The organism is Nannocystis bainbridge, assembly GCF_028368995.1.
In the GTDB taxonomy this organism is placed as follows: domain Bacteria; phylum Myxococcota_A; class Polyangia; order Nannocystales; family Nannocystaceae; genus Nannocystis; species Nannocystis bainbridge.
In genome coordinates, this window is record NZ_JAQNDL010000003.1 from 414,478 (window position 1) to 429,997 (window position 15,520).

The 15,520-nt window shown below is 73.0% G+C and carries 12 protein-coding genes; 7 read left to right on the plus strand and 5 right to left on the minus strand.

Going from position 1 to position 15,520, the window contains the following annotated elements:
- Window positions 1–28: 28 nt before the first annotated feature.
- The 3 genes from selB (at window position 29) to POL25_RS27065 (ending at window position 4,124) form a co-directional block, all read left to right on the plus strand.
- The gene (gene selB / locus POL25_RS27055; RefSeq protein ID WP_272089099.1) at window positions 29–2,014 is read left to right on the plus strand and encodes a selenocysteine-specific translation elongation factor; all 1,986 of its coding nucleotides are present in this window, start codon (window positions 29–31) and stop codon (window positions 2,012–2,014) included.
- Window positions 2,015–2,334: 320 nt separating this feature from the next.
- Window positions 2,335–3,003: a hypothetical protein gene (locus POL25_RS27060; protein WP_272089100.1), complete on the plus strand. Its 669-nt coding sequence runs from the start codon at window positions 2,335–2,337 to the stop codon at window positions 3,001–3,003.
- Window positions 3,000–4,124 (plus strand): hypothetical protein, encoded by a 1,125-nt coding sequence (locus POL25_RS27065; RefSeq protein ID WP_272089101.1) that lies wholly within the window; start codon window positions 3,000–3,002, stop codon window positions 4,122–4,124. The genes POL25_RS27060 and POL25_RS27065 overlap by 4 nt, the downstream gene beginning before the upstream one ends.
- A gap of 43 nt (window positions 4,125–4,167) precedes the next feature.
- On the opposite strand, the gene selA is transcribed toward POL25_RS27065, so the two are convergent.
- Genes selA through POL25_RS27080 form a run of 3 tightly spaced genes read right to left on the minus strand, consistent with a single transcriptional unit; the run spans window position 4,168 to window position 7,297 of the window.
- The gene (gene selA, locus POL25_RS27070; RefSeq protein ID WP_272089102.1) at window positions 4,168–5,517 is read right to left on the minus strand and encodes an L-seryl-tRNA(Sec) selenium transferase; all 1,350 of its coding nucleotides are present in this window, start codon (window positions 5,515–5,517) and stop codon (window positions 4,168–4,170) included.
- Window positions 5,518–5,522: 5 nt separating this feature from the next.
- A complete protein-coding gene (locus POL25_RS27075) occupies window positions 5,523–5,987 on the minus strand; it encodes an FHA domain-containing protein (protein ID WP_272089103.1) in 465 nt (154 codons plus the stop codon).
- A 14-nt stretch (window positions 5,988–6,001) separates the two neighbouring features.
- Window positions 6,002–7,297 carry a ComEC/Rec2 family competence protein gene (locus POL25_RS27080; protein ID WP_272089104.1) on the minus strand — a complete coding sequence of 432 codons (1,296 nt, stop codon included), beginning with the start codon at window positions 7,295–7,297 and terminating at the stop codon, window positions 6,002–6,004.
- Between the two features lie 649 nt (window positions 7,298–7,946).
- Between POL25_RS27080 and POL25_RS27085 the strand changes: the two genes are divergently transcribed.
- The 4 genes from POL25_RS27085 (at window position 7,947) to POL25_RS27100 (ending at window position 13,484) form a co-directional block, all read left to right on the plus strand.
- Entirely contained in the window at window positions 7,947–9,641 is a 1,695-nt protein-coding gene (locus POL25_RS27085; RefSeq protein ID WP_272089105.1) for an MXAN_5187 family protein, read from the plus strand.
- A gap of 106 nt (window positions 9,642–9,747) precedes the next feature.
- On the plus strand, window positions 9,748–10,323 hold the full coding sequence (gene def / locus POL25_RS27090; RefSeq protein WP_272089106.1) for a peptide deformylase: 576 nt from the start codon (window positions 9,748–9,750) through the stop codon (window positions 10,321–10,323).
- A 281-nt stretch (window positions 10,324–10,604) separates the two neighbouring features.
- Window positions 10,605–12,059 carry a hypothetical protein gene (locus POL25_RS27095; RefSeq protein ID WP_272089107.1) on the plus strand — a complete coding sequence of 485 codons (1,455 nt, stop codon included), beginning with the start codon at window positions 10,605–10,607 and terminating at the stop codon, window positions 12,057–12,059.
- A 408-nt stretch (window positions 12,060–12,467) separates the two neighbouring features.
- Window positions 12,468–13,484, plus strand: coding sequence for a CHAD domain-containing protein (locus POL25_RS27100; RefSeq protein ID WP_272089108.1), 1,017 nt, complete (start codon window positions 12,468–12,470; stop codon window positions 13,482–13,484).
- 43 nt (window positions 13,485–13,527) lie between these two features.
- Here the strand turns inward: POL25_RS27100 and POL25_RS27105 are convergent, their stop codons facing one another.
- Both POL25_RS27105 and POL25_RS27110 read right to left on the minus strand, forming a co-directional pair.
- Window positions 13,528–14,589: a hypothetical protein gene (locus POL25_RS27105; protein ID WP_272089109.1), complete on the minus strand. Its 1,062-nt coding sequence runs from the start codon at window positions 14,587–14,589 to the stop codon at window positions 13,528–13,530.
- 41 nt (window positions 14,590–14,630) lie between these two features.
- Window positions 14,631–15,479: a hypothetical protein gene (locus tag POL25_RS27110; protein ID WP_272089110.1), complete on the minus strand. Its 849-nt coding sequence runs from the start codon at window positions 15,477–15,479 to the stop codon at window positions 14,631–14,633.
- Window positions 15,480–15,520: the final 41 nt, after the last annotated feature.

Sequence of the window (15,520 nt, forward strand, 5' to 3'; positions counted from 1 at the left end):
CAGACCCCGGGCCGCTACACTGCGGCGCATGGCCAAGCCCGTGCGTGACCTGGTCCTCGGGACCGCCGGCCACATCGACCACGGCAAGACCGCCCTGGTCCGCGCCCTCACCGGCGTCGACACCGATCGCCTGCCCGAGGAGAAGCGCCGCGGGATCACCATCGACCTCGGCTTCGCCGCCTGGCAGCTCGGCCCCGGCCTGGTCGCCAGCATCGTCGACGTGCCCGGTCACGAGGCCTTCGTCCGCACCATGGTCGCGGGCGCCGGCGGGGTCGACGCCGTGCTCCTGGTCGTCTCGGCCGAGGAGGGCGTGATGCCGCAGACGCGCGAGCATCTGCTCGTCTGCCGCCTCCTCGGCATCACCCACGGCGTGGTCGCCCTCAGCAAGGTCGATCGCCTGAACGGCGACGACGAGGCCCTCGCGCTGGCTGAAGCCGACGTGCGCGCCGCCCTCGAGGAGCTGGCCCCGGGCCTCGCCGCCGCCCCGATCCTGCCCTGTTCGGCGCACACCGGCGCCGGCATCTCCGAGCTCTCCGCCGCCGTCCGTCGCGTCGCCGCGGCGCTGCCCGCCCGCCCCACGCGTGACCGCCCGATCCTCCCGATCGATCGCTGCTTCGTCCTCAAGGGCCACGGCACCGTCGTCACCGGCACCTTGCTCTCGGGCCAGCTCGAGATCGCCGCCGATCCCTACCTCACCCTCGTCCCTGGCGAGCAGCGCCCGGTCCGCCCGCTGCGGGCCCGCGCCCTGCATGTTCGCGGGGCCGCGGCCACGCGCGTGCCGGCGGGCGCGCGCGCGGCGGTCAACCTCGGCGGGGTCGCGGTCGCCGAGTTGGCCCGCGGCGACGTGCTCACCCGCGGTCACCGGGTCGTCGCCGCGGCGGCCGTCCACGTCCTCCTCGAGCACCTGCCGCACGACACCCGCACCTGGCGCAGCGGCACCAGCGTCCAGGTCTGCGCCGGCACCGCGCACACCACCGGTCGCCTCGATCCCCTGGGTCCGCGGGACGGCGACGAAGATGCCCCGAAGACCATGTCCATTCCGCCAGGTGCTTCGGCGCTGGTGCGGATCCGCCTCGACGCTCCTCTGCCCGCCTGGCACGGCCAGCGGCTGGTCCTCCGCAGCCAGGGCGGCGACCTCGTCCACGGCCATACGTGCGGCGGCGGCGTCGTCGTCGACCCCGGGCCTCGCCCGGGCCGGGGCCAGCGGAGCCGCTGGCTGCGGGTCGCTCGCGCCCTCGCGGGATCGGACCTGCGCGCCCGCGTGACCGCGCTGCTGGCCGATGCCGGCGCCCTCGCCATCTCGCGCGACGAGCTCGAGCTGCGGGCCGGTACGCACGATCTCGATGCTGTCCTTTCAGACATGTGCCAGAGCACCGACGCCGTGCGGCTCGGCGACAGCCGACACGTCGCCGCCGCCGTGCTGCCCGAGCTGGCCGCCGCTGCCGTCGCCGTCGCCGTGCGGTTCCAGGCCGCCCACCCCGACCGCCCCGGTCTGTCGCGCGCCGCCTTGCTCGGCGGCCTGCCCGGCCGCGTCGCGCCCGACGTCGCAGCAGCCGCCCTCGACCACGCGCTCGCCCGCGGGCTGCTGGAGCTGCGGGGCGACGTGCTCGTGCGCGGCGGCACCGAGCCCACGCCGGGCCTCTCGCCGATCGGGCACAAGGTCCTCGATCTCTACATCCGCGCTGGCGTCGCCCCGCCCACCCTTAAAGAGGTACAGGCCGCGGCCAACCTCGGCGAGCGCCAGGCCCTCGACACGCTGACCGCCCTGCAGAAGGCCGGCGTCCTGGTGCGGGTCTCCCCCGATCTCTCGCTCGCCCGCGAGCACCACGCCGCGCTGGTCGACAAAGTCCGGTCTCACCTGCGCACGAGCCCGCAAATCGACGTTCAGGCGCTCAAGGCGTTGACGGGTCTGTCGCGCAAGTTCGTGGTGCCCTTCCTCGAGCACCTGGACCGGCTGGGCATCACTCGCCGGCAAGGCGAGGCCCGAATCGCGGGTCCAAAGCTCCACGTTTGAGCAGCGCCGCCATGCGAGAGCTAGTGACTCGCTCGCCGCCGACCACCCTCTCGCACCCGGTCGTCCCTTTGCACGCCATCCTCGCGCTCGTTCGCGCGGGCGCTTCCTACATGTCCCTTGCGCAAGGTGTCCCAATGCCGGTCCGTGACGAGCCTCGCGCCTCCCGTCCCTGTACAAGCTGGCGGCGAGCCGATACCGTACGCCGCATGCATGCTGTCACCTCGGCCTCGCCGACGGCTCGGTTCGCCGTCTCGCCGGGGTACGACGGCACGCCGTCAACCTCAGCTCCGTCCCGGTCCTAGCGGGGCAGGAGGGTCCAAGTGGGTCGCCTCAAGATATTCTCGCTGTTCTTCGGCGTCGGCCTCGTATCTGCGCTCGCCCCGATGCTCGTGGGCGGCTGCACGCAGTGCGAAGAGTTCCGCGAATGCACCACCAAGCCGGGCCTGCGCTATGTCGAGTGCGGCAACACCCAGCACGAGTTCAACGACGGCGTCTCGGTCGAGGACGAGGACATCGCCTGGGATTATTGCTACTGCAACAGCAGCCGGCTGCAGTGCGAGAACGGCTCGAGCCTGCGCATGTGCAATTACATGACCGTCGACGGCAGCACCGCCGCCCAGTACAACGACGGCACGGTCGCCGAGCTCACCACCGCGGTCGCGGGCTGCCTCGAATACACCGGCTGCGCCATCGAGACCGCGCGCTGCAACTACGGCAGCTGGTATCTCAACTGTTCGCGCGGCGAGGAGCGGGCCTTCGTCAGCGGCGCCGGCGCCGTCTTCAAGGACGAGAAGAACGCCGTCGACACCTGCGTCGCCCGCGGCCCCGGCGGCTTCCTCTGCACGCCGATCATCAGCGACTGCGAGGACCTCGACTCGTGCGCCAGCAGCAAGGCCTGCAGCGAGTTCTGTTCCAAGCCCGCCTGCTTCAACAACAAGAACGCCGCGAGTTGCATCGCCGACCCCGCGTGCCGGTGGACCCCGCAATGACCGCGCCTCGCACCCTCCTCGCCGCGGCGCTCTCGACCGCGCTCGCCCTCCCGGCCCCCGCCCTCGCCGCGCCCGCGCCTGTGCCCGTGGCCGCCGCGCCCGTCGACTGGTCGTCCACCTTCACGCCGGCCGGCGCCAGCGCCCACCTCGGCGACAAGAAGCCCAACGTCATCGTCATCGCCGCCAACCCCGGTTCGCAGGCGGCCTCGGCGGTGTTCCGCTCGGCGCTCACCGCCTCGCGGAAGGCCGGCGTGGTGATCGACGGCCAGGCGCTCGGCGCCGTCGAGAGCCTCGACGACCGCGCCATCATCGACCGCGCCAAGGTCCTCCCGGTCCAGCAGATCGTCATCGTCCGCGTGTTCGAGGGCAGCCCCGGCGACCCGCCCAGCTTCATCGCCATGGGCTACGGCACCGACGGCACCGTCTCCGTCGCGCTCAGCGGCACCGCCGGCGTCCCCCTGCCCGAGCCGGAGATGCCGACCGAGGTCAGCGTGCCCGACGCGGTCCCCGACACCGCGGAGGAGGGCCCCAAGGAGCCGGAGGAGTCGGACGAGGCCAAGCGAGCCCGCGAGGCGGCCGAGCAGGAGTACGCGGCCAAGCGCCTCGACGGCACCTGGGGCGCGCTGCGCCAGGGCACTCCGGGCACCTCGATCACTCCGATGCAGTTCTACGCCGCGATCGGCCGCGATGACCTCGCGCGTCAGGTCGACAGGCGCAAGAAGACCCGCCTCGGCGTCGCCCTCGGCGGCGGCATCGCCGGCGGCGGCCTGCTCGCGGTCGGCCTCACCTTCCTGATCCTCAACGCCACCGCAGCCCAGAACGGCCCCGATTTCGGCGCCGACGACCCGCTGCGGGGCGGCACCGATCGCATCCGCTACCCGCTGTCGATGCCCGTCTCGGGCACGCTGCTCGGCGTCGGCGCGGCCCTCCTCATCGGCATGGGCGTGTTCCTCGGCGTCTACAAGGCCCACCCGGTCGGCCGCCGCGAGGTCCCCGGCCTCATCGACCGCCACAACCGCGAGCTCCGCCAGAAGCTCGGCCTGGCCGGCGAGACCGCCAGCGTCCGCCTCGCTCCCAGCCTCGGCGCCAGCAACGGCCTCGTGCTCATCGGCCGCTTCTGAAGCAGGCCTGTCTCTCGGGACATGCTCTTCGGAGCATGTCCCTTCAGCCAGTCAGCACCGCCCGCACCGCCGTCGCCAGCGCGGCCTCCTCCTCCGGCGCGACCGTCCGCAGGTCGAGCAGCAGCTCGCCCCCGCTGACGCGCCCGACCACGCCGGCCCGCCGCAGCGCCGCCGCCGTCGCGGTCGGATCGGCCGTCGGCACCGCCAGCGCCGCGCTCGCCATCACGTCGCCCGGCAGCGAGCCGCCGCCGACGGTCGCCTCGCTGTCCCGGACCTGCCCCAAAGGCCAGCCGAGCAGCTGCGCCAGCGCCCCGGCCCGCGCGCGCAGCTGCTCCGCCGCCGGCGCCATCATGCGCCGCAGCGGCAGCGTTTCGGCCTGCCCGCTCGCGTAGGCGATCGCGGTCGCGTGCAGCGCCGCGACCGTGGTCTTGTCGGGCCGGAGGGCCCGCGCCAGCGGATGCCTGCGGCACTTCCCGACCAGCGCGGCCGAGCCGGCGAGCAGCCCCGCTTGCGGCCCGCCCAGCAGCTTGTCGCCGCTGCACGTCACGAGCTCTGCCCCCTGGGCCAGGTACTCCTGGACCGTCGGCTCGTCGCCCGCGATCCCGCCCAGCGAGCCCGACCCGAGATCGGCGATGAGCGGCGCCCCGCGCTCGCGGCCCAGCGCCGCCAGCTCGCCCAGCGTCGGCTGGTGGACGAACCCCGCCTGCAAGAAGTTGCTGAGGTGCACCCACAGGATCGCCGACGCCCCCGCCGATTGCCCCGGCAGCTCGCCCGCCAGCCCCGCGGCGTAGTCGGCCACGTGCGTCCGGTTGGTGCTGCCCGCCTCCCACACCTGCGCCCCGCCGGCCGCCGCCATCTCGGCCACGCGAAAGCCGTCGCCGATCTCCACCATCTGCCCGCGCGACAGCACCACCCCGCCCGGCCGGCCCACCGCCGTGCACGCCAGCAACAGCGCCGCAGCCCCGTTGTTGACCACGTGCACGTCCTCGGTCCCGAGCAGCGCTGCCAACAGCGGCCGCAGCCACGTCAGTCGCGACCCGCGCCGTCCCGTCTCGACCTCGAACTCGAGCTCGCAGTTGCCCGCCGCCGCCGTCATCGCCGCGACTGCCTCTCGGGACAGGGGCGCCCGCCCGAGGTTGGTGTGCAGCAGCACTCCGGTCGCGTTGATCAGCGCCCGCGGCCGCGGCGTCATCACCTCGGCCAGCCGCCTGGCCACCTCGCCGGCGATCGCCTCGACCTCGGGCGCCTCGGCGATCTCGCCGGCCTGCGCCCGCCGCCGCAGCTCCGCCAGCACCTCGTGGACCTGGCGCTTCTGGATCGTCCGCAGCGCCGGCGACGACGCGAGCGCCGGGTGTTCGAGGATCCGATCGACGCGGGGCAGGCGGAGCGACATGCCCTCTACTGCTGCCACAAGAGCAGCGCCACGACGAGCGCCGCGAACCCCAGCGTCGCCGCGGCCGGCAGCAGCAGCGACTCGCCCGACTCGCCCGCCAGGGCCTGCCGCACCCGCGTCACCGTCACCTCGCCCCCGCGCCGCAGCGCCGCGTCGACCTGCGCGCCCGGGTGGTGCACGCGTAAGGAGATCCCCCCGACCACGATCACGTCGCCGTGGGCCAGCGGCGTCGCCCCGACCAGCGCCGTGCCGTCGCGGTACACCCCGTTCTTGCTGCCCAGGTCGGTCACCGTCAGCCCCTCCGGCGTCACGTCGAGCGCCGCGTGCACCCGCGACACGTCGTCGCCCGCCAGCATCACCGCCACCCCGGCCTCGCGGCCGACCAGCGCCCGCCCTGGCCGCAGCGCGTGCGTCCGACCGCGCCCCGCTCCGCTCTCCTCGCGCACGAAGATCTCCGGCTCACGACCCACGCCGCGACCATAGCTCATCTCGCGCCCCCGAGCGCCACGAACGCCCCGTCGATCCAGCACTCCGGCCCGTCCGGCCCCGCCCCGATCACCACCCGTCGCAGCCGCGTCCTCGCCTGGCACGCCTCCAGTTGTACCCGCAACGACTTGAGCACAGGTCCTTCGGGACATGTCCCTTCGAACATCATCCCGGCCCGCTCGAGCTCCGCCTGCACCGCCGCGGCCGCCGGCGGGCTGCGCGGCGCGACCACCTGCGCAGCCCCGCGAAAGCCCAGCGCCGCCAGCAATTCCGGCCACGCCTCCGGCCCCAGCCACGGGTCGCGCACGCACGCCAGCGACCGATCGCTCGCCGCCGGCACGATCACCGCTGCGCTGCGCGGGCCCCCGATCGCCACCCACGCCCGCGGCGGCTCCAGCGGCCGCTCGCGCCCGACCCACACCAGCGCCGCCAGCACTCCCACGCACGGCAACGTCCCCGGCACCCAGCGCAGCACCGCCGGTCGCCGCACGAACCATCGCAGCCCCAGCCCGATCGTCGCCAGCCCCGCGAGCAGCGGCCACGGCGGCTCCGGCACCTGCGCGAACAGGCTCGCCAGATCGATCACCACCTGCCCGCCGAGCGCCGCCGGTCGCAGCGCCTCCGGCCCCCACCACGGCGCCGCCGCCAGCCCCACGATCCCGAGCGGCAGCACCCACAGCGTGAACACCGGCACCGCGATCACGTTGGCCACCACCCCGATCAGCGACGCCTGCCCGAAGTGCACCAGAACGATCGGCAATGTCCCGAAGGACACCCGCCAGCTCTGCGCCACCAGCCCGCGCGGCGCCTCCGGGTGGACCAGCACCGCCATCGCCGCCAGCGACAGGTGCAGCCCCGGATCCAGCGCCCACGCCGGTCGCCACGCCAGCATCGCCGCGGCCGTCCACGCCAGCGCCGTCAGCCCGTGCCCCGGCCGGCCCGTCAGCGTCGCCACTTGAGCCAGCCCGAACATCACCGCCGCCCGCAACGCCGGGGGTTCGCCGCCTGTAACCCCCAGGTAGGCCAGCACCGGCAGCCACGCCAGCGCTGCCGCCAGCGTCAGCGATCCACCGAGCAGCAGACCGGCGCGCAGCAGCGGCCCCTGGACCAGCGCCGCTGCCACTGCCACGTTCATCCCGCTGACCGCCACCACGTGGCCGAGTCCTGCCCTTCGCAGCGCTGTCCGGCGTTCGGGCGCGAGCGCCGCGGGCTGGCCCAGCACCGACGCCACCACGAAGCCCAGCGCCGGGTCGCCGCGTGCGGCTCGCGTCGTCCCGTCGCGCAGCTCGGCCACTGCCCGCCAGTAACCCTCGCTCCGCGGCCCCGCACGCCACGCGTTCTCCACCGAAAACGCCGCCACGGCCCCGTCGCGGGCTGGATCGAAGCTCCCCGCACCCGGCCACGACGGACCCTCGCGACGCGCGAGATCTCCGGCCTTGAGCCAGATTGGATCGCCCGCTGCAAGCGGACAAATCGCCTCGGGTACGTGCAGGGACCACACATTCGAGCTCCCTGCCGGTGTCGCAAACACGGCACAGCCCGCCGCTGCAGGGGCGCTCGCCCCGCGGACCGTCACGCGGATCAGCCCGGGCCCCGCGATCTCCGGCGCCTCCGCTTGCGGCAGCCGCCCACGCGCCGCCCCGGCCAGGCCTGCTGCCAGCACCACCGCGGGCGCTGCCAGCTTGCGGAGCCGCTGGCTCGCCGCTGCCGACAGCCCTGCCGCGCCTGCCAGCGCTGCTGAGTCTGCCCAGCCCGCATGCGCGAAACCGAGCACGACACCCATACACCAGGCCAGGCAGAAACACAGCGGCAGCACCTGGAAGAGTCGCTGCGACGGCGTTTCTTTTTGCAGCAGGGCGAGCGCGGACTTGCTCTGCCCTAGGACCTCGGATGCACTGCGAAATTGCCAGCGCCGGCCACGTGGCCCTACACTAGGCCCAATCGTGCTGCTGACGAAGATCTGGGCTGCAATCCTCGCATGCCTCGCGACGGCCTTCCTCGCGGGTATGTTCCTCCTGTCTTTTGGGACCGCTGGAGGCTTCACGGACGCGGACCGTGCCGCACTCAAGGCGAAGACCGAGGCCGGTGTGGTCGCGCTCGAGGCCGCGATCCAGGCCTCACCCGTCGCGCGAGCGCCGGCGATCCTGGCCGATCCGTATCTCAAACTCGCGCTCAATCCGGGTCAGCCCGGAGTCGGCAAGGTGACCCCGCCGTCGCTGGCTGACGCCTTCGCCACCGCCGCCAATTCGGCCGTGCTGTCCGACAACACGCAGATGACCGTCGGCCTGTTCGACAAGTCGGGCGCGCTGCTGGTGTACGCCGGCGGCGGGCACGACGAGCTCGTCGAGGCCGCGCTGCTGCCCAACTTCGTCACTGCCGCGACCGACAAGGAAGACCAGTTCTCCGCGGCGCTGCGCGGCTCGCTGCACGTCGTGCGGATCTCCAAGTCCGACGAGGCCAACCGGCGGCTCGTCGCCATTCACCCGCTCGACCTCGGCGCCAACTCGATCTTCCGCCGGATCCTCGGCACGCAGAACCCTGCCGCCCTGGTGCGCAGCGGTCAGCCGCTCGAGAACACCCTGATCAACCCCGGCAACAGCGGCGACGCGCTCACCAAGTTCGCCACGGAGCACGGCAAGGACGCCCCCGGCGTCGGTGCCAGCGACGCCTACAAGGTCGGCGACGGCCTCAACGCCCGCATCGGCTCGATCGGTCGTGTGCCCGGGCCTGCCGGCGCCGGCGACGACGGCACCATGCTCGTCGTGCTCTCGGCCAACACCGCCGCTGCCGGGCAGAAGGACCTGTTCTCCGCCCTCAGCGACGCCAAGGCCAACGGCTTGAGCGGCGAGCACCTCGCCATCCTCCTGTTCGTCCTCGCCATCGGCCTCGCCCTCGCCCTGTACTTGCCGAACCTCGAGGCCGCCAACCCGATCCGTCGCCTCACCGCCGAGTTCACCGCCATGCGGCTCGGCTCGCAGCAGCAGCTCTTCTACGACACCTACGGCACCGGCCCCGTCGCCGACCTCGCCAAGTCGGCGCACGCCTATCACGAGGCCCTGCGCTCGAGCCTCGCCGCCGGCGTCGCCGACGAAGACGTCGATCCCAGCGGTCGCGCCTCGCGGCGCGTCCAGGCCGTCAGCCCCACGCGTTCGCACCGCAAGGTCGGGCGCACCGGCGCTGCCGATCGCATCGACGCTGCGCCCGTGGTCGCCACCCCGGGCCCGGCCGAGGACGAGGCGCCGACCATGGCGCACCCCTCCTTGCCGTCCTCGAGTCAGCCGGCCGCCGGCCGCGGTCCTGGCTTCTTCACCATGCCTGCGACCAAGCCGCTGCGCTCGCGCGAGACCGTCATCGGCAACCTGATGACGATGGACAACGACGCCCAGGGCGCCGGGCCCGAGCCGGCCAAGGACGACGCCGTGCGCGAGGCCTACTACCAGGAGGTCTTCGAGGAGTTCGTGAAGTTCAAGCTCGAGAACAACGAGCCGATCGACAACTTCACCTACGAGAAATTCGCCACCAAGCTGCGGGCCAACACCGCCGAGCTGATGAAGCGGCCCGACGTGAAGGACGTGCAGTTCTCGGTCTACATCAAGGACGGCAAGGTCGCGCTCAAGGCGCGCGTCGTCCGCGGGTAAGCGCACGTCAGCGCGCGGCCCGAACGGGCTGCGAGCATCGAGGCCCGGGTCGGACCGCCATGGTCCCCCCGGGCCTCTGCATGTCCGCTGCATTACACTGGGCCCGATGCCGATCCTCAAAGTCGCCCAGATCGGGCACCCCGTGCTGCGCCAGAAGGCCCGCGAAGTCAGCCGCGAGGAGCTGCTGACCCCGGCGTTTCAGGCGTTCATCGACTCGATGATCGAGACCATGCGCGACGCCCAGGGCGCCGGCCTCGCCGCCAACCAGGTCCACGAGCCGGTGCGCGTGTGCGTCATCGAGGTCAAGGACAACCCGCGCTACCCCTACAAGCCCAACATCCCGCTGACGGTCCTCGTCAACCCCGTGCTGACCCCGCTGTGTGGCACGCGGTTCGAGAACTACGAGGGTTGCCTGTCGGTCCCCGACCTGCGCGGCATCGTCTATCGCTCGGTCGAGATCCGCGTCGAGGCGCTCGACCGCCTCGGCAACCCGATCGACAAGGTCGTCCGCGGCGTCACGGCCGGCACCTTCCAGCACGAGTGCGACCACCTCGACGGCATGCTGTTCGTCGACCGCGTCGAGGACCCTCGCACCTTCTGCACCTGGAAGGAGTTCGCCCGCCAGCACGAGGGCCGCTTCCGCGAGCACGTCAAGGAGCTCGTCGAGCACTACGGCTCCTGAGCGCCGCCACGCGCGACCTCGCCGCGGTGGTGCCTGCGTCCCCCTGAGCGCCGCGGATGTCCTGGCCGTGCCAGACTGACATGCCCCTTTGAACATGCCCGAACGGGCATGTCCGATGTGCCAGCTTCGGCTCGCGCTCGCCGCGGTCCGCCGGCGCGCAGCGGCGCCCGCAGACGCTGGCCCGCGGACCCGGCGATCTCGGGGTCCGAGCGGCCCGGGGCGGCGCGGACCCGGGTTCGGGCGGGCGCGTGCGGGCTTGCGATGGTACACTCGCGCCGCTCGTGACCCCCACGCGCCGCATCCTCGCCGCCAGCCTCGCCTCGCTGGCCCTGCACCTCTCGCCGCTCGTGCCCGGCGGGTGCGGCCTCGACATCAAGCTGGAGATGCCCGAGATCGAGTTCGAGGTCACGCAGTTCGAGACCGTCGAGCTCGACCAGGAGCTCAAGGGCGCCCCCCCGCCCGAGCCGCAGTCCGAGCCCGAGGTCACCCCGCCGCCGATGGGCCCTGACAAGCCGCCCGAGGGCGAGGGGCCCAAGCCCGAAGCCGAGCCGCCCAAGCCCAAGCCCAAGTTTGGCGAGAAGACCTCGCGCGTGGCCGAGCTCGGGCCTGGCAGCAGCAACTTCTTCATGTTGCTGGCGGCCAAGAAGGTCTCGGGCTTGCCGTTCGCCGAAGCGATCGTCGAGATCATGTCGCCGCTGCCCGACTTCGACTTCATCGTCACCGGCGGCGGCTTCCATGCCCTCAAGGACTTCAACTACATCGTCATCGCCAGCCCCAACCTGCGCGACCTGACCCAGACCTTCCTCGCCGTCGAGTATCGGCTGTCGCAGGCCGAGGTGCAGGCCGGCCTCGAGCGCGCCGCCGCGGCCGAGGGCCTCAAGATCGACTGGGAGGTCCGCGACGGGCGGACCATGGGCAACCCGCGGCCGGTCGCCAACCCCGACCAGGACGACGACCCGCGGTGGTTCGTCTTCCTCGACGAAGACGTCGCCGTCTACGTGCGCGAGGAGTTCTTGCCCGCGATCACCGAGGGCCCCGACGAGTCCAAGGGCAACACCGCCGGCAACTTCGTCGCCAACCTCACCAAGCTCAAGAGCTTCGCCGCCCGCGAGCCGCGGGCCGGCCTCCAGCTCGTCCTCAAGGACCTCCGCGCCAGCATCAAGCTCAAGGGCGAGCCCCCGTTCCCGATCCCCAACAACCTCGAGCTCATGGCCGAGGCCGCCGCCACGCCCGAGCTCATCATCAAGGCCGAGTACCTCGACGCCGTCGAGGCCGCCCAGATGGAGCGGCAGTGGACCGAGGACCTCCCGGCCTTCATGGACGCCAAGGTCCCGTTCTACGCCCGCTTCATGGTCCGCAGCTTCTACGACGCCACCGAGGTCGCCCGCGACGACAAGGCCCTCAACCTGCGCGCCGACTTCACCAAGGACCAGGCCAAGTTCATCCTCGAGCAGATCGCCGAGGGCGCGCGCCGCATGCTCCGCCGCACCCCCGAGCAGATCGAAGCCGCCCGCAAGCAGCGCGAGGAGATGTGGGCCGCGCGTAAGAACGGCAAGCTGAGCCCGAGCGAGGCGCTCACGCCGAAGGACCCCGGCAAGTCCGGCAAGCCCCCCGGCGAGCCCTTGCCGGCGCCCGGCGCCCCGCCCCCGCAGGACGGCGGCCCGGCCCCGAGCGCCCCGCCCGACGCGCCCGCGCCCGCGCCGACGCCCGCTCCCGCTCCCGCTCCGTCGCCCTGAGCAGCCGCGAGCTTCCAGCGCGAGTGACTCGCGCAGCAGACTCGCGGGGATGCTCGCGCTCGGCAACATCGACCGCGAACCGAAGCGCGACCTGCTGCACCGTCCGCGCGCCGCGGAGCTCGCCCCGTGCATCCGCGAGCCCGAGGCGCGAACCGAACCCCGCCGCAAACTTCGAACTCACCACGCTCGAGCTCGCCGCCGCATCCGCCGCGCTCGCCGACCGAGCTCGACGCCATGCCGCGGAGCGCCCGCGAGCGCTCCGCCCGCCCACCCATCTCCTCCTCGCAACTGTGGCCAGCGGCCCGCAGCGGCGCGTTCGAGCACATGTCCCTCAAGACATGTCCCTTCGACCCTCTCACAGCCCGCCGCTTCGTGGATCGGCGCCGGCCTGCGCGCTATCGTGGCGGCATGGCCTACCGACTCACCCGCAGCGAGTCCATCCATCAGGCCGCGCTGCGGATCGTCGACGAAGAGCTGGGCCAGGCGATCGCTCGCCTGCGTGAGGCCCACCCCGACGCTCCCGACACGCACACCCGCGTGCACGCGGCCCGCAAGGCGATCAAGCGCACCCGGGCCCTGGCTCGCCTGCTGCGCGACGGCCTCGGCGCCGGCTTTCACCGCGACAACCTCGACCTCCGCGACGCCGCCCGACGCCTCGCCGAGCGCCGTGACGCGGCCGTCGCCGCCGACGTGTTCACCGGCCTCTTCCCCGAGTCCGAGGGCGCGCTGGCCGTCGTCCGCGAGCGCCTCGCCGCCGTGCGCGACCAGGCCGTCGCCGGCGAGGACGCGCTCGACTCGGCCGCCGACGACCTCGCCCGCGTCCGCCAGCGCAGCGCCGACTGGCCCGCCCTGGCGCGGGGCTTCGACGCGCTCGAACCTGGCCTGAAGGCCAGCTACCGCCAGGGCCGCCAGGCCATGCGCGACGCCTTCGCCGACCCGAGCCCGGAGGCGTTCCACGCCTGGCGCAAGCGCGTCAAGGACCTCTGGTACCACACCCTGCTGCTGCAGAACGTCTGGAAAGGCGTGCAAGCGGCCTGGGCCGAGGCGATCGAGCAGCTCTCCGACGCGCTCGGCGAAGACCACGACCTCGAGGTCTTGCGCATGGCCCTCGGCCAGCACCGCGATCTCAACGCCGAGGCCCGCCGCGCCGTCCTTGCCCGCGCCGACGCCCGCAGCGCCGAGCTGCGCGCCCGCGCCTGGTCGCTCGGCCGCCGCCTCTACGCCGAACGCCCGCGCCGCTACATCGCGCGGATCAGCCACTACTGGCAGGTCTGGCGCAGCGGCCAACCCCGCCCGGCCGAACCCCGCCCCAGCCGCGGCGCCGAGGCCCCCAAGACCTCGCTGGCGCCCGATCCGGAGTTCATATGTCCCGGAGACCAGGTCGCCGAGGACATGGCCCAAAAGTCATGTGACGGCGATGACTGAAGCCCGACGCGCGGCCCGATCGACCCAGGCCGCGTGGCCGCGATCAGTCCTCGCCGACGTAGCCGTCCTCGAAGCAGTAGAGGCGCCGCGCGAAGTTACACTTGGAGGACAACGCGACCGTCCACTGCCGCTCGGCACGCCACGCCTCCCACGCTGGCCCCATCTCGACAGCCAATCCATTGAGCCCACGCATGGCTTGAAAGCGGCCCGCAGCCGATGTCCAGCTGTCGCAGTGGTCGAGCGGGTGCAGCACGTTCCCGAGGCCGGTGGTGTTGGTCCACACGAACTCCTCGGTCACCATCGCCCCGGTCTCGTCGATCGAGAGCCCGGTTCGTGGCCCGCTCGCCACCAGCTCGGCGAAGTCCGCCGCGATCACGCGCCCGTTGCGGAGGAAGTAGGGCACCTGCTGCAGATCGATCTGCTCGAACCGCGACGACGGCGACTGCGAACCGTCCGACAGCCACGCGCGGAACGTGTCGGCGTTGGCCAGCCCGACCGCCTTGGCCCGATCCCGACAGCGGATGTCGGCCCCGTCGAGCCCCCCGAGCGCGCCCGTGTAGACCTGGCTGGTCACGAACGCCAGACGCCCCTGCCACGTACAGCCCGCCCGGCACGGCGGCTCCTCGCCCGAGGCGACGCCGGTCCCGTTGAGGTCGCCCAGATCGCACACCTCGAAGCCCTCGTCGACGACCCCGTCCCCGCAGTGGGCCGCCAGCTGGCAGCCGTCGCAGCCGCCGTACTCGCTCGAGTTGCCGTCGCCGAGGTCGCACGCCTCCACGCCTGCCCGCACGAAGCCGTCGCCGCAGACCGCCGCGGCGCACTGGTGCGTGCACGCGCCATGGTCGGCGTTGGCGGGCCCGTCGTCGCACGCCTCGCCGGCATCGATCGCCCCGTCGCCGCAGTAGGACATGGCCTCGCCGGTGGAGGTGCTGGTGGTCCCGCCCGGATCGTCCGCCGTGGTGGTCGGCGCCTCGCCGGTGCTCTCCGTGCCGTCCGGCATCTCGCTGGTGGTCGCCGGGGCCGCGCTCGTCGTGCCCGGCTCGCTCGCCGTCGTCGCCGGCGCGCCCGGGTCCTCGCCCGTACAGCCATATGTCCCCCAGGACATGCCCGCAAAGACAGCCGCGATACGGATCCGCGTCAATGCCATCACGCGCCTTCGAAGCAGTAGAGGTGAGCCGACTCGAGGCATGTCGTGGGGTTCGCCACTGTGTCGAACGTCCAGGTCGAGTCGGTCGCCCCGGGCGTGCCGAAGTAGCCCGACTGATCGGCGAGCGTCGCCGACGTCCAGTCCTCGCAGTGCGTCGCACCCGGCACCGCCGAGCCGTCGGGCATCGTCCCGGTCCACGCGCCCGCGCCGGACACCAGCGCCCCGTGTTCGTCGCGGTCGATCGGCGCCAGCAGCGGCCCTGCGACCAGCGCGGCGAAGCTGACCGCCACCAGCGCCCCGTCGGGCCGCACGTAGCGGCCCTCGCCCGCGAACACCCGCTCACGCGCCGCTGCCGTCGAATCGCTGAGCCACGCCGTGTACGTCGCAAACGACGGCAGACCGCCCGCCTCGGCCAGCTGGCGGCAGATGCCGTCGGCGAACTCGAGCCCGCCGATGTCGTCGGGCCGGAACTTCTCGCTCGTGACGAAGACCACCCGCGCCCGCCGGCAGCCCGCGTCGCACCCCGCGTCGTCCGGGTCGTCGCACTCCTCGCCCTCGTCGACGATCCCGTCGCCGCAGACCGCCGCCGTCCCGCTGCTCGTGCCCGTCGTCGTCTGCCCCGCGGTCGTGCCCGTCGTCGTCTCGCCGTCGGACGTCGCCTCGCCGCTCTCCGTGCCCGTGCCCACCTCGCCGTCGCCCGTCGAGGTCATCACCCCCGTGTCCGCGTCGCCGCTGCTCGAGCCCGTCGAGGAGCTGGTGTCGGGCCGCTCCCAGTCGAACAGCTTGAGCCCCGGCGCCACGCACCCGGGCGCGAGCACGGCGAGGAGCACGAGCACGACGGACCGCATCGCCTTTCACCGTAGCAGCGCGCGAACACGCGCACAAGCCC